Annotated in this window: 20 protein-coding genes and 4 tRNA genes; 5 read left to right on the top strand and 19 right to left on the bottom strand. The window is 35.5% G+C overall.

Going from position 1 to position 19635, the window contains the following annotated elements; all coding sequences use genetic code 11:
* The coding region (locus tag H964_RS06655; protein ID WP_039765943.1) for a metal ABC transporter ATP-binding protein at window positions 1-429 on the top strand (429 nt) is incomplete at its 5' end.
* Between the two features lie 4 nt (window positions 430-433).
* Window positions 434-1249 carry a metal ABC transporter permease gene (locus H964_RS06660; RefSeq protein WP_039765944.1) on the top strand — a complete coding sequence of 272 codons (816 nt, stop codon included), beginning with the start codon at window positions 434-436 and terminating at the stop codon, window positions 1247-1249.
* On the opposite strand, the gene H964_RS06665 is transcribed toward H964_RS06660, so the two are convergent.
* The 12 genes from H964_RS06665 to truD form a co-directional block, all read right to left on the bottom strand.
* On the bottom strand, window positions 1242-2774 hold the full coding sequence (locus tag H964_RS06665; protein ID WP_039765945.1) for a YifB family Mg chelatase-like AAA ATPase: 1533 nt from the start codon (window positions 2772-2774) through the stop codon (window positions 1242-1244). The two genes, H964_RS06660 and H964_RS06665, sit on opposite strands and share 8 nt — an antisense overlap.
* A gap of 111 nt (window positions 2775-2885) precedes the next feature.
* Window positions 2886-2961 (bottom strand) — tRNA-Lys (locus H964_RS06670).
* Window positions 2962-3080: 119 nt separating this feature from the next.
* Window positions 3081-3428 (bottom strand): type VII toxin-antitoxin system HepT family RNase toxin, encoded by a 348-nt coding sequence (gene hepT, locus H964_RS06675; protein WP_083931469.1) that lies wholly within the window; start codon window positions 3426-3428, stop codon window positions 3081-3083.
* A gap of 19 nt (window positions 3429-3447) precedes the next feature.
* Complete coding sequence (locus tag H964_RS06680) at window positions 3448-4725, bottom strand: RNA-guided endonuclease InsQ/TnpB family protein (protein ID WP_039765948.1); 1278 nt, start codon at window positions 4723-4725, stop codon at window positions 3448-3450.
* Window positions 4726-4818: 93 nt separating this feature from the next.
* The gene (locus H964_RS12370) at window positions 4819-4983 is read right to left on the bottom strand and encodes a hypothetical protein (protein WP_237738230.1); all 165 of its coding nucleotides are present in this window, start codon (window positions 4981-4983) and stop codon (window positions 4819-4821) included.
* A 31-nt stretch (window positions 4984-5014) separates the two neighbouring features.
* Window positions 5015-5452 carry a type VII toxin-antitoxin system MntA family adenylyltransferase antitoxin gene (mntA, locus tag H964_RS06685; protein ID WP_039766014.1) on the bottom strand — a complete coding sequence of 146 codons (438 nt, stop codon included), beginning with the start codon at window positions 5450-5452 and terminating at the stop codon, window positions 5015-5017.
* A gap of 486 nt (window positions 5453-5938) precedes the next feature.
* Window positions 5939-6901 (bottom strand): hypothetical protein, encoded by a 963-nt coding sequence (locus tag H964_RS06690; protein ID WP_039765950.1) that lies wholly within the window; start codon window positions 6899-6901, stop codon window positions 5939-5941.
* A gap of 28 nt (window positions 6902-6929) precedes the next feature.
* Window positions 6930-7544, bottom strand: coding sequence for a papain-like cysteine protease family protein (locus tag H964_RS06695; protein ID WP_039765952.1), 615 nt, complete (start codon window positions 7542-7544; stop codon window positions 6930-6932).
* Window positions 7545-8152: 608 nt separating this feature from the next.
* A tRNA-Gln gene (locus tag H964_RS06700) sits at window positions 8153-8228 on the bottom strand.
* A 14-nt stretch (window positions 8229-8242) separates the two neighbouring features.
* Window positions 8243-8319, bottom strand: a tRNA-His gene (locus H964_RS06705).
* Between the two features lie 125 nt (window positions 8320-8444).
* Window positions 8445-8858, bottom strand: coding sequence for a GNAT family N-acetyltransferase (locus tag H964_RS06710; RefSeq protein ID WP_039765953.1), 414 nt, complete (start codon window positions 8856-8858; stop codon window positions 8445-8447).
* Between the two features lie 24 nt (window positions 8859-8882).
* Window positions 8883-10049: a tRNA pseudouridine(13) synthase TruD gene (gene truD / locus H964_RS06715; RefSeq protein ID WP_039765954.1), complete on the bottom strand. Its 1167-nt coding sequence runs from the start codon at window positions 10047-10049 to the stop codon at window positions 8883-8885.
* Between the two features lie 133 nt (window positions 10050-10182).
* On the opposite strand from truD, the gene H964_RS06720 reads away from it, so the two are divergent.
* Entirely contained in the window at window positions 10183-11247 is a 1065-nt protein-coding gene (locus H964_RS06720; protein ID WP_039765956.1) for a bis-aminopropyl spermidine synthase family protein, read from the top strand.
* A gap of 82 nt (window positions 11248-11329) precedes the next feature.
* On the top strand, window positions 11330-11515 hold the full coding sequence (gene rpmB / locus H964_RS06725; RefSeq protein WP_011916769.1) for a 50S ribosomal protein L28: 186 nt from the start codon (window positions 11330-11332) through the stop codon (window positions 11513-11515).
* Between the two features lie 137 nt (window positions 11516-11652).
* On the opposite strand, the gene H964_RS12375 is transcribed toward rpmB, so the two are convergent.
* The 7 genes from H964_RS12375 to H964_RS06755 all read right to left on the bottom strand — a co-directional run bounded on the left by H964_RS12375 (window position 11653) and on the right by H964_RS06755 (window position 19226).
* Window positions 11653-11823 carry a hypothetical protein gene (locus H964_RS12375; protein WP_156823670.1) on the bottom strand — a complete coding sequence of 57 codons (171 nt, stop codon included), beginning with the start codon at window positions 11821-11823 and terminating at the stop codon, window positions 11653-11655.
* Window positions 11824-11962: 139 nt separating this feature from the next.
* Window positions 11963-12772, bottom strand: coding sequence for an alpha/beta hydrolase (locus tag H964_RS06730; protein WP_156823671.1), 810 nt, complete (start codon window positions 12770-12772; stop codon window positions 11963-11965).
* On the bottom strand, window positions 12747-13760 hold the full coding sequence (locus H964_RS06735; RefSeq protein WP_039765960.1) for a LacI family DNA-binding transcriptional regulator: 1014 nt from the start codon (window positions 13758-13760) through the stop codon (window positions 12747-12749). The genes H964_RS06730 and H964_RS06735 overlap by 26 nt, the downstream gene beginning before the upstream one ends.
* A 107-nt stretch (window positions 13761-13867) precedes the next feature.
* On the bottom strand, window positions 13868-14782 hold the full coding sequence (locus H964_RS06740) for a hypothetical protein (RefSeq protein WP_039765962.1): 915 nt from the start codon (window positions 14780-14782) through the stop codon (window positions 13868-13870).
* A 176-nt stretch (window positions 14783-14958) separates the two neighbouring features.
* Window positions 14959-16176, bottom strand: a complete 1218-nt coding sequence (locus tag H964_RS06745) for a zinc-dependent alcohol dehydrogenase (RefSeq protein ID WP_039766015.1) — start codon at window positions 16174-16176, stop codon at window positions 14959-14961.
* Window positions 16177-16277: 101 nt separating this feature from the next.
* On the bottom strand, window positions 16278-17528 hold the full coding sequence (locus tag H964_RS06750; RefSeq protein ID WP_039765964.1) for an aminotransferase class I/II-fold pyridoxal phosphate-dependent enzyme: 1251 nt from the start codon (window positions 17526-17528) through the stop codon (window positions 16278-16280).
* A 60-nt stretch (window positions 17529-17588) separates the two neighbouring features.
* Window positions 17589-19226: a formate--tetrahydrofolate ligase gene (locus H964_RS06755; RefSeq protein ID WP_442855728.1), complete on the bottom strand. Its 1638-nt coding sequence runs from the start codon at window positions 19224-19226 to the stop codon at window positions 17589-17591.
* A 294-nt stretch (window positions 19227-19520) separates the two neighbouring features.
* On the opposite strand from H964_RS06755, the gene H964_RS06760 reads away from it, so the two are divergent.
* Window positions 19521-19613, top strand: a tRNA-Ser gene (locus H964_RS06760).
* Window positions 19614-19635 lie beyond the last annotated feature (22 nt).

The raw sequence follows: 19635 nt of genomic DNA on the forward strand, positions 1-19635 counted from the left end.
GACTTTGAAAAAGCTGAAAGCATTTTAGAAAAGCTTCAAATAAAGCAGCTCAAAAACAGGCTGATAGGTCAGCTTTCTGGCGGACAGCAGCAAAGAGTATTTTTAGCCCGCGCGCTCATATCCGACCCACAAATACTTCTTTTAGATGAGCCAACTGTGGGGATAGACAGTCTCTCTGAGCAGCTTCTTTTTGAAATTCTTGGGGAGAAAAAGAAAGAAGGAACAACAATATTGATGGTAACACACGATGTGTATGCTGTAACTCAGCATGCTGATACCATAATCTGTATGGGGGATGGTATGATTTACACTGCTTGCAGCGCAAAAGAGTTTTCCCCCTCAAAATTTGAAAGTGTGTACAAATATAAGATAAAGAAAATTGAGCACAGGCACTCTTATACCAAAAAAGAACAAAATAACAGGATGTGATATTATGCTTCAATATGAATTTATGCAAAGGGCTTTTTTAGCAGGTGTGCTGGTTAGCATCATGACCTCACTTGCAGGAAACTTTCTTGTTTTAAAGAGATTTTCACAGATGGGAGACTCTCTTTCACATACAGCAATTGTTGGCGTTGCAGCAGCACTGCTATTTAATTTCAGTCCAACTATTGGTGCAATTGTCTCAACCGTTGCATTTGCCTTGGCTATTGAGTATTTCAAATCAAGATTTAAAAGGTTTGAAGAAGTATCTCTTGCCCTTGTTTCAATCACTGCTTTAGGGCTTGCATCAGTTCTGTTTGGAATTTTAAAAAGCAGTAGCAACTTAATGAGCTTCCTTTTTGGAAGCATAGTCGCAATTGGGAATGAAGATGTATGGATTATCTTTGCAGTATGCCTTGTAACAGTCACTTTTATAGCAATGTTCAGAAAAAGACTTATTCTTGCTACATTTGATGAAGTTAGCGCAAAGGTCTCTGGAATAAACACAAAACTACTTGATTATTTGCTGAGTATTGTTTCAGCAACAATAATTGCTGTTTCACTTAAGATTGTGGGCGGTCTTTTAATCTCAAGCATGATTGTTTTCCCAACAGCAATTGCGATGAGATTTTCAAAAAATTTCGGAATGCTTCAAGTAGTTTCACTTTTAGTATCTTTAATTGCAATAATAGCAGGACTTACTTCCTCTTACTATATCGATATCCCACCTGGCGGTGCAACAGTTTTGACATTTTTGGTCATATTTTTTATAGCTGAAATCATCAATATTACAAGAAAAAAACATATTAAAAAAACTTCTAAATAAGTCTTCTTTCCAACAGCCTGTAAGAGATTGCCTCTTGCAGGTGCTCTGCCTTTATCTCTTCGCTTCCTTCCAAATCAGCAATTGTTCTTGCAACCTTCAAAATTTTGGTATATCCTCTTAACGATAGCCCCAAAGTAGTAAACGCTCTTTCAAGCAGCTGCTTTTCTTTTTTCGAAAGTTTACAAAATTTATTCACAAGTGACCCTTTCATCTGAGAATTATAAAATATGCCAAGCCCTTTAAACCTTTCAAGCTGAATTTGTCTTGCTCTTTCAACCTCTTTTCTCATAGCTGCTGAATCTTTGCAAATTGAGGAATTGAAGTTTTCAAGCTTTACAGACTTTACTTCAACCTGAACATCAATTCTGTCCAAAATAGGTCCAGAAATCCTTCCAAGATACTGCTTAATTTGAGCAGGTGTGCATGTGCACTCCCTCTCATCTGACAAAAAATAGCCACATTTGCAAGGGTTCATGCTACATACAAGCATAAACCTTGCAGGATATTCAATTGATGCGTTGACCCTCGAAATTGTTACATATCCATCTTCAAGGGGCTGACGAAGAACCTCTATTGTCTTTTTATCAAATTCAGGAAACTCATCCAAAAACAAAACTCCATTGTGTGCAAGTGAAACCTCTCCTGGTTTTGGAACCTTACCACCGCCAATTATAGCAATCGAAGAAGAGGTGTGATGAGGACTTCTAAAAGGTCTTGCGGTGACAAGTGCCTGACCATCTTTCAAAAGTCCTGCACAGCTATAAATTTTTGTCACTTCTAAGCTCTCTTCAAAGGTCATTGGAGGTAAAATTGTGGGAATACGCTGAGCAATCATGGTTTTGCCGCTACCTGGTGGGCCAATCAAAAGTAGGTTGTGCATTCCTGCCACTGCTACCTCAACTGCTCTTTTGACATACTCTTGACCTTTTACCTCTGAAAAATCAACATCATATCTAAAAGCCTCAAGAAGATTCATCTCATCTATTTCAACCTTATAAGGTGTGGCACTCTGAGGGTCATCCAAAATCTCCACAGCTTCTTTTAAAGTTTTCACAGGAAAAACATCAATTCCTCTCACAACGCTACATTCTGCCCTGTTCTCATAAGGAACAATAATCTTTTTGATACCATTTTCCAAAGCTGCAATTGTCATAAGTAAAGCTCCATCCACTCTTTTGACACTTCCATCAAGAGAAAGCTCTCCAATTATTGCAACCTCATATGGGCTGATTTTAGGGTTTATCTGCTCAGACGACTTTAGTACAGAAATAGCCACAGGCAGATCAAAAGATGAACCTTCCTTTCTGGTGCTTGCAGGTGCAAGATTAACAATTATTTTTCTGGTTGGAAATTCAAAACCACTGTTTTTTATTGCCACCCTTATTCTTTCTTTTGCCTCTTTAATAGTTACATCAGGAAGGCCAACTATATCAAAACTCGGCAGGCCATTTGACATGTCTGTTTCAACTGTAACAATATAGCCTTTTATGCCAAGGTAAGAAGATGTCAAAACTTTTGCAAGCATTTTTTATATAGCTTTTCCTTTCCCTTTTTTTATTAAAACTTTATCACAGCAAACTTCATTTTTCAATATAAACAAAAAAGCCCCTTTTTCAAGGGCTTATATTTTTGAAGATGGTGAGCCATCCGCGACTCGAACGCGGGACACCCAGCTTAAAAGGCTGGTGCTCTGCCTACTGAGCTAATGGCCCGTATTTAAGGTGCATTGTTATTATAGCTGATGTCTGCTGACTCTACAATACCAAACTTTTGTTCGAAATATTCGGACAATTAACCTAAATGATTATGTTGTAAAGCATTACAGTGAATATCAATTATTTTGGAGATACTTTTTTATACAACAAATATATTCTCCAAAATCTTTCATATTTTCTTTAATAAACCTATAAACCAAACTATCGTCAATTTCCCAATAAAGATGTACCAGTTTGTTTCTAAACTTTGCCATTTGAGAAAGCCTTGTGCTAAATTCGTCATTAACAATATCTAATTGAGACAATGCCAAAAATATATCTGCATATGTTTCAGGAGTTTTTATATTTTTGCCTTTTGTTTGTTCTATTGAAATTATTCTATTACCAATGTTAATACATGTCTCAATCGCAACTTTTGACCTCCTCCCAATCCCCTGAAGGGGATAGGATTCCCATGTTCCCAGGGGATCGGGCTTCCCGCTTCTACGTGGTTTGACTTACCAGGATATAGGGGTTGCCCCTGAATATCCTGGCAGCGGTCTCCCACTCCACGGGCTTAACTTCGGACCGGCCCAGCCCTACTTCCTTCAACATGTTTATCGCCGCATTTAAATCCCTATCAATTGACAGTCCACACACCGAACATTTAAAAATTCTGTCAGATAGCAAAACTTCCCGTCGACTGCCGCAATTGCTACATGTCTTCGTCGTTGGTATGTTTCTTTTGACCACCGCAGTAGAAACCCGAAGACTGTCGCTCAGTCTTCTTTTAATTGCTCCTACTGCGCTGTGGTGTACAGACCTGGAAAAAAGTCCGTCTTTCCAGCCCTTTATACTGTCCTCCTGAAAACATATTTTCCTGTACCTGTATAAAAATGAGCAAACTTTGTTTATCACATCGTACTTGATATTTGTTAACCTTTCGTACTCCTTTGCAATCTTTTCTTTTGTCTTGTACCATCTTTTAGAACCTTTTTTCTGCCGTGCAAACTGCTTTTGCAACTTCTTTAGCCGTTTGGTCTCTTTTATCTGCCATTCAAGTTTGAAAGTGTTTGATAGTACCAGCCCGGCAGGTTTAAAATCAATTCCAGCGTCAACATCAAACGTCTGCCATACCCTTGGTTTTATTACACCTTTTCTGTTCTTTCTCTGTTCCCACACTTTTGTGTATTTGTCCCTATCTATGTAGCAGGTTACAAAAAGATAAATACCACTTGGTTTTCTTACAAGTTCTGCTTTTGCTATTTCGCTATTCTCTGAAATCTGATGTCCCCCCAAAACCCTCAAAGGTTTTTTAATCCCCTGTATTTTAACTCTGGTCTTTTGCTGGTTAACAAACTTAAAAGTGTTTCCAAATTGTTTGAGTGGAATTGAATTAACGTAGTGTTTGAAGTGCAGTTTGCCTGTTCTATATCCGTTTTCTTTTTGTACATGGAGTGAGTACAAATTCTGCTCTATTCTTTCTCTTATTGCCTGCTTCATCTGTGAACTGAGATTTTCAATTTTTCTTCTCTCAAAGTTCTCCCCAACCTTTATTTCAACTTCTTTTAGTTTGTCTGCATTGCTATTAAGTCTGTTTTCAATATCGGCAACTATGTAGTTATACAACCATTTCGCTTCTAAAAACAACCTAAAGAGTTTGTTTTTTGTCTCTTTTGAAACAGAGTTAAGATTGATTTTCAGTTGATATACCACAGGTATCTGGCTTTTTCTTCTTTCTTTAGTCTGTTGCAAAGTTTGCGCAATTTCTGTCTTTGTCATTTTTTCAACTCTCCTAATAGTACCGAAAACTTTTTGCCACTTTTATTGTACCCTGTACTTTCAAAATGGTTTCAAGCCATTCATCACAATCCCCTAAAGGAGATGTGCTTTCTGGCTGATTCTTTGTAAATACCTCTGAGCCGCACCCTTTAAGATTTCATTTTTCATATATTCCTCGAAATCAACTTTTGATATGTCTTTTAATAACTCTGTATATTTTTTTAAGAGCTTTAAATGAAATAATATTTTTTCGTCCATATCTTAAAAACAAACTCCTTTCAATAAATCTTTACAAAGATTTCAAAAATTCCCTATAAAATTCTTCCCTATAAGGCTTTATATCAAGATACTTTGATATGACCTCTGTTTGAAAGTCAATCGTTTTTTCAATATTGCTGCAGTACACCATCTTTGCAGTTTTTAATACACCGTATCTCACAGACAAAGGCGCGTGATTAAGAATAACAAGATCAATTTCATCAGTTTTAAGCATTTTCATAAGCCCATCAAGAATTTCATTTTCGAGTTCTTCTACTATTCCTTTGGAAAGTTCCTTGTCAAATAAAATTGCTATGTCTATATCAGAAAGCGGAGTATATGTGCCCAGTGCAAATGAGCCAAAAAGATAAGCAGCAACAACCTTGTTCCCAAACCTGCTGAAAAATGCACCCAAATCTTTAATAACTTTTTTAGCATGATCAATATCAATTTTATTTCTTCTTATCACTTTCAAAGCACCTTCTATTATCAAATTTTTGTTCTACTTAACTTTTTTCACCTTCGTCTTATCCCCAAGTTTAGTTTAGAAAAATTGAATACAACAACTTACTAACTAATCATCAAACGAAAATATACTCTTGCAGATATAATGTGCAACCAACAAAGACAACAAAAAATCCGTTCCATGACTATTAGAATATTGAAATACAAACACAACTATAAATATAAGAAAAAATGAGATAATAAGAACACCCAACAGATAAGAGAGCGCACTTTTTCTGAGTTCCACTTTTTATCAGTTCTCTCCTATAGTGATTCAAAGTATTTTTAGAATTATTTTACTAAAAATTTCTAAGTTGTGCAATAAAAAAAGGATGTCTCTTGAAAGCACATCCTCTTTTTGTTATCTTCATTTTAATATCAAACAAAAAATTTTCTTTCAAACTACAAACATTACAGTTTCAATTTAATTTAAATTCAAATAGCTCAATTTTTAGATACTCCTCTTTCTTATTTTAGAAGTTAAGTTTACAACTACAATAAAAACGGCTGTTATAAACAGCATTAATATTGCTATTAAAATGTTTTCCCTCTTTTTTATTTCATTTGCAGTTTCATACAAAGGCTTGTAACTACTACCACCTAAAGGAACATTTTCTGGATCTTTTTGCATATTTTCTAACAGTTTTAACATTTCTTTAGGTCTATTTTTTAAGCCCTCTTTAATTTCTTTAAAACTCCAGATTTGCTTCCTATACATTTGTGGATTTGAAGAATCTGCAGCATCAGTGCACCACCAGTTGCCATCTTCAGAAACAACATATAATGACTTTTCACGAGCGTCAACAATTTTAACATTTGGTTGTTGTCCTTTGCTTCTTAAAAATTCTTTCATAAATATAATTGCTTCTCCTAGCCCACTGTATCCCATTGTTGATTCTGAAATAATATAATCATTACAACTTTCATCCCAATCAACTAACATGTATCCAACAGGTTTTCCATCGTAATAGATTATTCTTGCCCACATATTATGAACAAATTCTGGATTGAGTGCATCTTCAAATGTTTCTAATTTTAAATTTTCTATTTTATTTTTGAAACCCTCTTTTAAGTATAAAATTCTTGTGTGCCCGTTAGACGCTAATTTCGATTCTAAAGGAAATACAAACAATCTATAGAGTTCATACTCATCACTCAATTTAAACTTCTTAAGATCATAAGAACCTTTGTTGCCAGTAAGTTCATCCAATTTCATTTTAAAAGAACTATCTCTATTTAGAAGTTCAAGCAGAGCGTTCAAATGATGTTCAGCCGCAAGCTGTCTTTTAAGTTTCATAACTTCTTCGTTATGGTTTATAATAGAATTTGAATTAGCAAACACTGATACTGTCATGTTAAGTAAGCATACCAATATAAAGACAAGTATTTTTAAAAAGATGCTAGACCTTCTCATAATCTCTTCCCTCCTCTCCATCTCCTTATCAAGGCCTATAAACTTTTATGGCATCTAATAATTCCCAATCAAAATCATTATCTCGCAATTCTGAATCAGGTATAGTTCTTGTATAACCAACTGCTGGATCCATTACCAATACAAAATTTTTTAAACTACCATTATCAAAATATTGCCATATTCCACACAATACTGCAAAATGACCAGCACCAACAACAACATTTATTCCTATTGGACTTCTTAAATTGACTATCTGCTCACATATTTGACCGTAGGTTATTGTATTACCGCTTATAGGATACATACGCGAAGAACCAACACCATAATAGCTGAGCGCTCTTTGTATATCAGAAAGCGTTGCGCCTTGATTTACGTAACTTCCATAGATATATTTCACTATATCCCACTGTGTTGCCTCTCTCCCAAAACCTAAATACCTTGAACAATAATACAATATTGACTCACACCCTGCTGCCCAGCACCAATTTGAATATGCTTGCTTCACTTCTTTAACGGGAAGTGCAACATATGTAACTGTATTTTCTGCAAATACATTACTGTAGTTTAGCAAGATCAATGTAAAAAAAACTATAGCACTAATCATAATTCTTTTGTACCTTTCCTTTTTTAGAAATTCTTTCACCACATCTCCTCACCCTTTCGTTTCTTAATTTTACTTTCAGTTTAGAACTTCTAGTTATAGTCTATAATTATGGTTTTTAATTTCAATTAATAATATTGTTTTTTTTTGCAATATTTTGTACTCAAATTTGGATTATTTTGTCTCTGTTAAATGGCAAAAAAATTCACTTCAAATTTAATTGCTGTTGTTTAATTTATTAAGGGAAAGTAGACTATTTTTACATATCTCTCACATTCTAATTATATGCTGCTATAACAGTTATAAATCTAAGGGAAAAGATCAGGTGAAATGCTTGTAATGAATTGACTCAAAGAAAATTTTTTTGAACAACCTAACTTCTTGGATTTTAAACTTCACCTAACCTCTCAAATAACCTAAATTTTCTATATGTTTTCTCTGCACTAATTCAAAAATACCTTATTGGACATAATAAAAAACCACCTCACGCACTCTTTTTGCGTTCGGTGGGTATGATATCATTTTGTAAGTCCTGTTTTCTTTTTTAAATCCTGTTGTTTCAAAGCACTGCAGGACTTAATGATTTTATTTCGCATTTACATTTTTTAGCAATCCTCTGTAACCCTTGAGAATACTCCATAAAACAAAAATGGCTGGGGTGGGTGGATTCGAACCACCGGAATGCAGGAGTCAAAGTCCTGTGCCTTACCGCTTGGCGACACCCCAACTTATTTTATATATGGGGTGGATAATGGGACTCGAACCCATGACCTCCAGGGCCACAACCTGGCGCTCTAACCAACTGAGCTATATCCACCGCCTCTTTTTTAGCAAGCAGATTATATTATAAAGACAATCATATTGGCAGTCAATAGCGATTATGTGTTCGCAGTTTTGTGGAAAATTTGAGGTAACTTTATATTACATTCATTTTATTTTTTGCTAAATATCTATTGAGAATACCTCTATATCATTCCGCTTTTGGAAACCCATCTTAGACCAAAAATTTTTCCCTTTTTCATTATCTTTCATTACAAAAATATGGCATTTATGTATTCCTTGCTTTTTTAACTCTTGCAGCGCCTTCTCCACCAACTGTCTTCCTATGCCCTGCGATCTAAAATCCTTAGCAACTGCCAAATGATATATAAAGCCACGTCGACCATCATGTCCGCACATAATGGTGGCTACTATTTTGCTGTCAATCTCACATACAAAGCTCATACCTTTATTCCTATTTAGGAATTTTTCCAATCCTTCTATAGTATCACTTCTGCCAAGGCCTATTCCTTCTGTTGTTTGCCACAAGTTCCTCATTTCCTGCCAATCTTCCACTTTCATTTCACGTATTATCATTAATATCACCACACCTGAAATTACTTAGTATAAAATCGTTAAACTCTTTATCAGCATTGTGGCAAATGAGCCGGCTGGAAGATGAAATTTCAATTTTAGTTTAAAATATCCGCTATAAAAGTCATCTTCTTCAAAGTTTGAAACCTCAAGGTTTTCTGGAAAGACTATTGCAGGTCTTAAAAATGATTTGTAAAAAGATTTTTTTATCTTTTTGAGGTCAAAGTCTGAAGGTTTAAGCCCTCGTTCATTTAAAACCTCCAAGATTGTATTGTTAACAAAATTGTTTACGTAAGGTATTTTTGATGATACGGTCGGAATTTGAAGATTTTTTAATTCCTCCAAAGCCTTTTCAGAAAGCGTTCTATAAATAAGATATTCCATAATCTTCCCCTTAACAGGTCTTAGCAAATCAGTATAATATGGTAAAACTGTGCTCAAAATCCTGTTCCAAATATAGCTCTGGTAAGCTGAGAAGAACATTGACATCTCTTCTTTTGGAATAAGGTTTACAGCCTCGATTAAATAATGTCTGCTTTTTCCTTTCATTAAAGTTTTTATTATATCCTTTTCAACCTTTGTTTTGCAAAGAGGAAGTATCTTTTCGAAGTCCCCCCAAACCTCAAATATCTTTTTCTTTCTTTCCTTTTCTTCTCTTTTATCTTCAGGATGAATGGTGGTAAAATAGAGTTTAAGTGCACCGTTGTAATGTTTTTTTGCTATTTTCTCGCCGATAAACTCTTGGTCATTCTCAGCACTTCCAAAACGCTGATCATCAAAATAGTTTGGAAAACCGAATTTTTTTATCTCATCAAGCCTTTGAAAAATTCTTTCGTCTTTGTTTTTTATCTTTCTTATTACTACCTCAAAGTAATTGCCTTTGAGTGTCATAGGTGAAACAAAATCATCCGAATATCCGAGAAACTCAAGTTTAACATTTTCCTTATTGAAATTTATGTCATATTCTCTGGGAACAGAAATATATTGATAAGTAAGAGCATGTCTATCCTTTCTCCCTGCACAGCCTATCTTCTCAAACGGAATCTTGTTCTCTCTTGATATAAACCTTAAAGCATCAACTGTGTTCCAGTGTTTCTTTTTCAAAAGATAAATCTTGTATTTTCCGCTTGGTTTTATTTCAATGTCAATTTCCTCTTTGACTATAAAATCTTCAGGTAGTACTTTAATCTTCAAGTTTTTCTCACCCTTTTTAAAGTCTCTTTTTGTAAAGCTCTTATTGACACCTCATTTTATTATGATATTATTATATATTGTTGTCAACAAACTATTAAAAAGCTACATTTAAACTCATGAGGAGGTGGTAGAAGTGGATGAACTAAAGGGTGCAGTTGAATTTGTAAAGAACAAAACAAAGGTTAATGTAAATGAAAGAGATATTGAAAAGGTTTTGGCAGCACTGAACTCTACAAATCACTTTTGGGAAGTGATATTTCTTTCACAAAAGCCGTTTGCTGTTGTGAGGGAAACAATTAATTATCTCATTTCAATAGATTTCGTAAAATCAGATGATAGCGGCAATTTAGAACTCACACAAAAAGGAAAAGAATTTGTTGAAAAGAACAATATTCCTGTGGTAAAGAACTACACATGTCAATGCTGCGAAGGACGTGGCATTGTATTTAACGAAATAAAAGTTGCTTACGAGAAGTTCAAAGAGATAGTAAAGACAAGACCTGATGCTATAGTTGAATATGACCAAGGTTATGTTACTGAAGAAACAGCATTCTCAAGAATTGCTCTTATGATTAAAAAAGGAGACCTTGTTGGAAAGAGACTTATTGTATTTGGCGATGATGATTTGGTATCAATCGCAGCAGCTTTGACAAAACTTCCACAAGAGGTTTTAGTATTAGAAATCGATAAAAGGCTTGTAGATTTTATAAACCAAGCTGCAAAAGAACATAATCTCAATTTGAAAGCAATTGAGTATGACTTTAGAAACAAGCTTCCTGATGAGCTTGTAAAGAGCTTTGACACATTCACAATTGATCCACCAGAGACAATTGAAGCTTTGGATTTGTGCTTTACAAGGACAACATCAAGCTTAAAAGGAGCAGGCTGTGCGGGATATTTTGGTCTTACAAACATTGAGGCATCACTTTCAAAATGGCACGAATTTCAGAAACTTCTTTTGAATAAATTCAATGCAGTTATTACAGACATCATTGAGAACTTCAATCATTACGTAAACTGGAATTATCTCCTTCCTTCATTAGACAGTAAGCTCAATTTTGTAAATGTACAGCCAAAACTCAACTGGTACACATCCAGCATGTACAGAATTGAGCTTGTAAAGGACATTGAAATTGTAAATGAGTATATCAACTGTGAACTTTATATAGACAATGAGGCAATCTTGTACAAGGAATAAAGTAGCTTGCCTTTTCCCCTTTTTTGTGTTAGAATAGTGCTTGGTTTTTTATCTTGCTTCTTATAAAAGGGAGGGAAATAAGATGGCAATGTGTGAAATTTGTAATAAAAAGGTGTCATTTGGAAACAAGGTAAGCCATTCAAACAAAAAGTCAAGAAGAACGTGGAAACCAAATGTAAAGAAAATTAGAGTAATTATAAACGGTCAAAGGAAAAGAATTTATGTTTGCACAAGTTGTATTAAGGCAGGCAAGGTTGTCCGTGCTTAAAATAAAAAAGTTCAAGATAAGCAAAAGAGGTTTATCTTGAACTTTTTCTTTATTTTTCATCACTGACTTTAAATAGCCTTTTAATTATTCTACTTAAAAACCTTGGCATTTTGAATACCATTATCCTCATTTTTATTTCATCTCCCATCTTTAAAAAATATATAAATTCCAGCGGTAATTAACCCAAGAGCAATAATAAGTGCAAAAAGCCATGGCGGTGTTATAATCGAAATTAAAATACCAAAGCCAAGTAATAAAAGAACAAAACCTAATTGTTTTTTGTTCTTATGATGAAAATGCTTGCTCATAACTTAATATATTCTCTTTGTAGCTGGTTTTATTCTATTATATTCACAACAAACTTGAGGTGTGATAAAAATAAAAAGGGCTGGGAATGTTTTTGGACTCTAAAAGGTGTTAATTTTCCAGCCCTTTTTTGGCTTTTTCTTAGTCCTTTAAAAACTCAACTGTCTTGTCTAAAACAACCCTCTCCCATTCGTATTTGTTAAACGTGTGATCTGCATCTTCTATTTCAACAAGTGTTGCCCTATCACCTAAAATCTCTTTGTACTTTCTTCCTACTTCAACCGAAACTGCTGTATCGTTTGTACCATGTAAAATTAAAACTTTATTTGGATATTTCTTTATTGCTTCAAAAAAGTCGTACTTTTGTAAATCATAATAAAAATCCTCAGATAAAAGAAGACCTCCTAAATCGATATATCCTTTCTCCTTTATTAGAGGATTACTTTCAACTACATTCTTTGCAATTTCCTTCATATTTCCTGCTGGTGCCCACAACACAACCTTGTGAAGCTTTTCCCTATACTCACCAGCAAGATATGAGGAAATTGCTCCACCAAGAGAGAGTCCTACAATTGACACTTTTTGTTTGTCAACAAAGTCAAGTGAAAATAGATAGTCAAGTATACATCTTGCATCATCAATTTCCCGTGTTACAGTCATGTCATAAAATTCACCATCTGACTCACCAGACCCTGCAAAGTCAAACCTAACACTTGCAATGCCATGGTTTTCAAGTAGCCGCGATAACTTTACAAATATGAAATGTGGTTCCATTTTGTTACCTGTAAAGCCGTGAAAGATTGCAACTGCAGGAATCTTTCCTTCATACTCATTTGGTACATGTAAGTACCCGCGTAATACCTGCCCAATCTTATTCTTGATCTCAACATGCTTTTGCATTAAATATTCCCTCCTCTTTTTTGTTCTATATAGCACTACATGTCTCCCCATCTACAATAGAGTGCTCGACAATGAGCCTCTTGTAAGTTTTGTAAGGTTCTTCCAATTCTTTTATCAGCATCTCAGCTGCATAATAGCCCAAATAAAATATGTTTGTATTAACTGTGGTAAGCCTTGGTGAAGACAGTTTAGAAAAGATGGACTCATTAAACCCAATTACAGACACGTCATAGCCTACTTTCAATTCAAGCTCTTTGCATGCCTTTATTGCTGCATAGGCAACAACCTCGTCAATACAAACAATGGCAGTTGGTCTGTTTTTTAGCATCAGCATTTCCTTTGCCTTTTCATATGAACTTTGCTCGTCAAACTCAGTAAACATTATATACTGGCTCTCAATCGGAAGTTTATATTTGTTCAAAGCGCTTTTGTAACCAGAGAGCCTATCTTGAGTCAAAACAAGATTTTCCATACCACCCAAAAAACCTATTTGAGTGTGTCCAAGCTTGATTAAATACTCTGTTGCGTCAAACCCTGCTCTTTTGTTGTCATTGTCAACCCAGTTCACATAATCCTTATCCCTATCAGGTGAGCCTATTAAGACAAAAGGAAATTTTATAGATCGAAGATATTTAATAGCATAGTCATTTATACGAGAAGTCAGCAGGATAAAGCCGTCCACTTTTCTACTTTTTATGAGCCTTTCTAAGCTTTCTTTTTCCTTTTCTGGCGGCACAATAGTCAGTACAATTTCATATTCTGTATTGTTAATATAACTGCAAATTCCAGATACAACTTGGTCAAAAAAGGTGCTTGTAAGTGTTTGTTCAAGTCTTCGTGGCATGAAAAGTCCTATAGAATATGCCTTTTTCATCACCAGGCTTTTGGCACTCGCATTTGGAATGTATCCAAGCCGCTCTATTGCTTCCATTACTCTTTTTGTTGTCTCAGGTGAGATCTTTGCCTTACCTGAAAGTACCCGTGACACTGTTGAAGGTGACACACCTGCTTCTCTCGCTATATCCTTTATGGTTACCATTTCATTCTCATCCTATTCCTTCTTGTCTTGTTCTGAACTTAATATCAATAATACTAAATTTTCTGAAATATTTCAAATATCTTTTGATGCTGAATATCGATTAATTTTTACTTCTCAAAAGACTCAATTATGGGAAGTGACATCTCGATTATAAAGTGATTTCCCCCTAAGGAATAATTTACAGCATATGTACCTTCAGGATAATAAAGAGAAAATCGCTGTTTTAGAATATTGAGTACTTCTTCTGCTTTATTTAAATCCTGTATAGTATTGTTGTAATATAGCCGTAAGCTTAAATGCCCTGACAAGTTGATTATAGAAAGCTGAATGATATTCTTAATAGGCAGCTGCCTTCTAACACAGTCAATAAAAAGCGTTGCAACTGATGTCAAAATCCCATGTAATACAAGTGATTGTTTTAGCTCCTCCTCTTGGATATTTATTACTATCTCGAGCTTATTCATCGCCGAGTATACATATTCTGACAGAATTGTCTGAAAACACATTACTTCATACCATAGTGGAACAAATGTACGTCTTGAATATATGCTTTTATCAATAATGTCTAAAAGAGACTTTGCAAGCCCTTCTATCTCTCTGTCGTTTTTGTTTTTAGCCATATCATAGATAAGTTTTACATTGGGTATTATCATCTCTTTATACTGTTCAAAAAAGACATCTTCTCTTTGACTCTCAACCTTTAAAATCTTTAATTGATTTTTGAGAACATTTATAGAGTTTTCAAATTCAGCATTGTCCTCTACCATCAAATTAAAATGATTGTCTATCTCCCTTAATACCTCTTGAATCTTATCAACCCGATTACAGACCTCTTGGACATAAGGAAGTATTCCAAACACATACCCCGCTATATTTATCAAAACTGCGCTGCAACATATGAGAACCCAAGCAAGAAAATTATATGTATTAGTCTGAAACTGTACATATGCAACCAGCGCACAAAATAATAAAAGTTCTGTAAATATCACTATGACAAATACTCTATTGAATCTCTCTTTCATTCATCTCACCAACTACCTAATTCCTTTCATGTTTTCTTCTAAATATATACCCATTTTCTTGATAAATATACACATTAAGTTTTTGTAAAGATACATGAAAAATTCTCTACTTCATATCAATTCAATTTTAATATCTTTTCAATGTATTCATCAATACCCTCTTATCTATACAAAAATCACAAAAATTTAAACACAACTTTTATACTCTTCTCACTTCCCTTTGAAGACGCTACCTCTATCGCTTTTTGATAGTCATTTATGTTAAAATAATGAGTGATCAATTTATCATACGGAATTCCAAATTGCTGTATAAGATTTAATGCAAGCTGGTAAGTAGAGATTCTATACTCGTTCATATTCTCTGTACTATAGCAATAAGCTCCTTTTACATTTAGCTCTTTGAACCAAATTGGAGTCAAATCCAAATCCTTCACAACTGAAGCAAGGCCAACTAGAACATAGCTTCCGCGTTGCTTTGTTAGCCACATACCATCTCGAATAGTTTTCTTTGAACCAACGCAGTCAAACACCTTGTCAAACCCGCCAAGCAAGACTTTCTCCCCAATCATTGGCTTGAAAATCTTAGCACCGCACACCTTTGCAAGCTCTTCTAAATAATCTTCTGACGGCCTTACAACCCTGTTTGCGCCAAATTCCATTGCCAAGTCAGCTTGAAACTTATATTTTGCAATTGTAGTGATGTCTGCTTTGCAACCAAGTTTTCTCAGACTCCAGACCACCAAAAGTCCTATTATCCCAGCACCGTATACCAAAACCATATCAGAATCCTTCGGGAAATTTCTCATAACAGGATGAAGGGCAGACGCTAATGGATCTACCAAAATTGCCTCTTCATCTTTAACAGAATCAGGTACCTTTATAACTTGTGACTTGTGAGCAACAAAATACTCTCCCCATGAACCACCTGTTGAACTGCATGCACCCATTATGGTACCAGGCTTGAGCATGCCTTCTGTAATATTTAAACAGGTTGAAAACTCTTCCTCTTGGCATGAAGGACATCTTTGAAGTTCTCTTGCGTCACAGTCCAAAACCGGGTCTACAATCACCCTGTCACCTATCTCAAATTCTGTTACATTCTCCCCCTTTTCAACTATCACTCCAAGGTTTTCATGGCCAATTACAAATGGGAATGAAGCAAATGGCGAGGTTGAAGGCGAGTCATGCAAAAAAATTAGGTTCAGGTCAGAACCACAAATCCCTGCGTACATTGTTTTTATCTTGACATAGTTTTCAGATGGAAGTTTTGGCTCGGGAATATCTTTGAGCTGGATACACGATAGCCTATTGTAGAAAAATTTCTTTGAAATTTTCCCTAAAACTAAGGTTCTTATATATTTTCCTACACTCGCGTCAAAGACAACTGCTTTCATTTCGTAATTCAACTCCTTCCTATAAATAATCAGTGATAAATTTTTAGAGGCTGCAACAATTAAAATTGCAGCCTCTTTGCAACTTAAAAGCATGCCTTGATTTATATTATACCGTATTTCTTCCCTAAGTGTTCAAGAACATCTAATGTCCTGTCAAGATGCTCTTTTGTATGCCCTGCTGTAAGTGAAATTCTTATGCGTGACAACCTTCTTGGAACAGCCGGGTAGAATACAGGGTTCACATAGATACCTGCCTCGTGAAGTTCTCTACACATCTCTTTCACTTTATAATCATCACCTATTATAATCGGGAATATTGCTGTCTGCTGATTGCCAATATTAAACCCGAGCTTTAATAAGTTTTCTCTGAAGTATCTTATATTATCCCAAAGCCTCTGTCTTAGCTCTGGTTCTTCTTCAATGACATTCAAAGCCTCAATCAGTGAAGCAGTTGCTTGTGGAGTTGGTGCTGTTGAGAACATATACGCTCTTGAGTAAAAGTGTAGATAATTCACAAGTTCCTTGTTTGTTGCAATAAATCCACCAACTGCACCCAAAGCTTTTGAAAGTGTACCTGCAACTATGTCAACCTTTCCTTCAACATTGCAGTGTTCAGGTGTACCACGCCCATTCTTGCCAATCACACCTGTTGCATGTGCCTCATCTACCATTACAAAAGCACCATAAGCGTGAGCAATCTCAACAATCTGGTCAAGTGGTGCAATGTCACCATCCATCGAGTAAACACCATCAACTATTACAAGCTTTGTATTGTATTTGTCTTTTACTTTTTTAAGTACCTTCTCTAACGAGTCCATGTTGTTGTGCCTAAAAAACTCTACATTTGTATTTCTGCATCCGTCAATTATACTTGCATGAACGTACATGTCTAAGATAGCAACATCTTTTTCATGTAAAATTGCAGATATTGTTCCTAAGTTAGAACCATATCCGCTTGTGTATATGAGTGCATCTTCGCATCCTTTGAATTTTGCAATCTTCTTCTCAAGTTCAACATGTATATCAAGTGTTCCACCCAGAAGTGGCACAGACCCAGCACCCGTTCCATACTTTTTGACCGCCTCAATCCCTGCCTTTATAGTCCTTGGATGTTTGGTAAGATTTAGATAGTCATTTGACGCAAGGTTTATCATTTCTCTAATTTCGCCTGTATAGTGGTCAATTATCTTCATAGTTGGCCCAGAACCTGTAATAGAAACTCGTCTGTATTGATAATGCCTCCTTCTCATATAATCCTCTTTGTACTCCCAAAACTCCTTTGCAAGCTCCATTATGTTCTTGTCTTCACTCTTCATAAAATCAGCAAGTGAAAATTTGGTTGTGTCAATCATATCAATCTCAACCTCCTTGCTCACAATTTTGTGCACATACATTGTTTAAAAAATTAATATTCACACCCACACCACATTTCCATCTTCATCAATGTCAAGATGAAGTGCAGCATAGTCTTTTGAAAGTCCTGGCATTGTCATTATGTCACCACAGATTACTACAATAAACTGTGCACCATTGTTAATCCTTATCTCATTCACATTCAAAACAAAGTCCTTTGGCCTGCCTAAAAGTTTTGGGTCATCTGACAAGGAATACTGGGTCTTTGCCATGCAAATGGGAAAATGATCAATATTGAGCTTTTTGATTAGTTCTAAACCCAAAAGTGCTGATTTTGAAAACTGCACATCCGCAGCACCATAAATTGTCTTTGCAACCTTTCTTATCTTTTCTTCAACAGGGTCTGAATCCTCATAAACAAAGTTTATTTTTCTTTTTTTGCTCACTGCCTCAATAACTTTTTGTGCTAAATCCAAAGCACCTTCTGACCCAAGCTCATAGGCTTCGGAGACAGCAAATTCAACTCCGCACTCGTTGCAAAAAGATTCTATCTCTGAAATTTCGGCAGGAGTATCATGTGAAAATCTATTTAAAGTTACAATAGTCTCAAGCCCCAATAGCTTTAAATTCTCTATGTGCTTTTCTAAGTTTTTAAAGCCTTTTTTTAGCGTATCTATATTTTCACTTGTCAAATTCTCTTTTGCCCCCATGCTGCCATGGTATTTTAGCGCTTTTGTAGTCACAACCATAACTGCAGCTGATGGGTATATACCACTTTTTCTTGATACTATATTGACAAACTTTTCAGCACCCAGGTCTGCTCCAAATCCAGCTTCAACAACAACATAATCTGAAAGCTTTTGTGCCATCTTAATTGCAATTATGCTGTTTGTGCCGTGTGCAATGTTTGCAAACGGCCCTCCATGAATTATTGCAGCAGTAGCTTCTGATGTCTGAACAAGATTTGGTTTTATAGCGTCTTTTAACAATAGCGCCATTGCCCCATGAACCTTCAAGTCCTTGGCGTATATAGGCTTTTTGTCATAAGAAAAACCTACTAAGATGTTCCCAAGCCTCTCTTTTAAGTCTTCTAAATCATTTGACAAGCAAAGTATTGCCATCACTTCTGAAGCTACAGAAATGATAAATCCGTCCTCACGCACAGCACCTCTTTGCCCATCTCCAAGCCCAATGACAATATTTCTTAAAGCCCTATCATTCATATCCACTGCTCTTTTTACCATTACAGCTTTTGGATTGATATTTAGCTCATTTCCATGGTAGATGTGATTGTCAACCGCGGCGCAAAGTAGATTATTTGCACTTGTTACCGCATGAATGTCGCCTGTAAAGTGAAGGTTTATATCAGTGCTCGGCAAAACCTGAGCAACTCCACCCCCTGTTGCTCCACCTTTAATTCCCAAATATGGTCCTAAGGAAGGCTCTCTCAGTGTTACAATTGATTTAAATCCAAGCCTGTTTATAGCCATCGAAAGACCAATTGCTGTTGTTGTCTTGCCCTCACCGTATGGCGTTGGGTTTATTGATGTGACCAAAATTACTTTACCTTCTCTTTGCTGGGGTTTTCGCTTTAGAACATTTAAACTTATCTTTGCTTTGTACTTTCCATAAAGCTCAATGTCATCTTCGCTCAGACCTACACTTTCTGCTATCTCGGTAATATTTTTTAACTTCATCTCTTGTAGTTTTGATGTGCTTTTCAAACAAGATCACCTTGCCTTTTTATATGTCTTTTGCAAAAATCTCTCCTTATTTAAAATAAACCTCTCGTGAACATCCTCCTTAAAGTTGGGTAATAAAGTCTCTCATGTATTAGTACTTTATTATGGTGCACAATTTTGTTCACATTATTCACTTTAATAAATATATTACTTCTATTTTGTGGAATTGTCAATTGCAAAATGAAAATCTTTGTCTTGAAAATGAGCAAAAGATAGATTATAATCGATAGTGCAAAAATAAAAAGAGGCGGAGAGATGGCCGAGTGGTCGAAGGCACGCGACTCGAAATCGCGCGTACCGCCAAAAGCGGTACCGTGGGTTCGAATCCCACTCTCTCCGCCATTTTTGTTTTGTGTAATAGTTT

Origin of the sequence: Caldicellulosiruptor sp. F32, assembly GCF_000404025.1 — a bacterium.
In the GTDB taxonomy this organism is placed as follows: Bacteria; Bacillota; Thermoanaerobacteria; order Caldicellulosiruptorales; family Caldicellulosiruptoraceae; genus Caldicellulosiruptor; species Caldicellulosiruptor saccharolyticus.

Excerpts from the sequence above, each read along its gene's own strand:
- H964_RS06730 (WP_156823671.1), bottom strand. The coding sequence starts at position 12,772 with ATGGGGAGACATGTAGTGCTATATAGAACAAAAAAGAGGAGGGAATAT.
- H964_RS06665 (WP_039765945.1), bottom strand. The coding sequence starts at position 2,774 with ATGCTTGCAAAAGTTTTGACATCTTCTTACCTTGGCATAAAAGGCTAT.
- H964_RS12370 (WP_237738230.1), bottom strand. The coding sequence starts at position 4,983 with ATGGACGAAAAAATATTATTTCATTTAAAGCTCTTAAAAAAATATACA.
- rpmB (WP_011916769.1), top strand. The coding sequence starts at position 11,330 with ATGGCAATGTGTGAAATTTGTAATAAAAAGGTGTCATTTGGAAACAAG.
- H964_RS06690 (WP_039765950.1), bottom strand. The coding sequence starts at position 6,901 with ATGAGAAGGTCTAGCATCTTTTTAAAAATACTTGTCTTTATATTGGTA.
- H964_RS06735 (WP_039765960.1), bottom strand. The coding sequence starts at position 13,760 with ATGGTAACCATAAAGGATATAGCGAGAGAAGCAGGTGTGTCACCTTCA.
- H964_RS06710 (WP_039765953.1), bottom strand. The coding sequence starts at position 8,858 with ATGATAATACGTGAAATGAAAGTGGAAGATTGGCAGGAAATGAGGAAC.
- H964_RS06745 (WP_039766015.1), bottom strand. The coding sequence starts at position 16,176 with ATGAAAGCAGTTGTCTTTGACGCGAGTGTAGGAAAATATATAAGAACC.
- H964_RS06660 (WP_039765944.1), top strand. The coding sequence starts at position 434 with ATGCTTCAATATGAATTTATGCAAAGGGCTTTTTTAGCAGGTGTGCTG.
- H964_RS06755 (WP_442855728.1), bottom strand. The coding sequence starts at position 19,226 with ATGAAGTTAAAAAATATTACCGAGATAGCAGAAAGTGTAGGTCTGAGC.
- H964_RS06680 (WP_039765948.1), bottom strand. The coding sequence starts at position 4,725 with ATGACAAAGACAGAAATTGCGCAAACTTTGCAACAGACTAAAGAAAGA.
- H964_RS12375 (WP_156823670.1), bottom strand. The coding sequence starts at position 11,823 with ATGAGCAAGCATTTTCATCATAAGAACAAAAAACAATTAGGTTTTGTT.
- H964_RS06750 (WP_039765964.1), bottom strand. The coding sequence starts at position 17,528 with ATGATTGACACAACCAAATTTTCACTTGCTGATTTTATGAAGAGTGAA.
- H964_RS06740 (WP_039765962.1), bottom strand. The coding sequence starts at position 14,782 with ATGAAAGAGAGATTCAATAGAGTATTTGTCATAGTGATATTTACAGAA.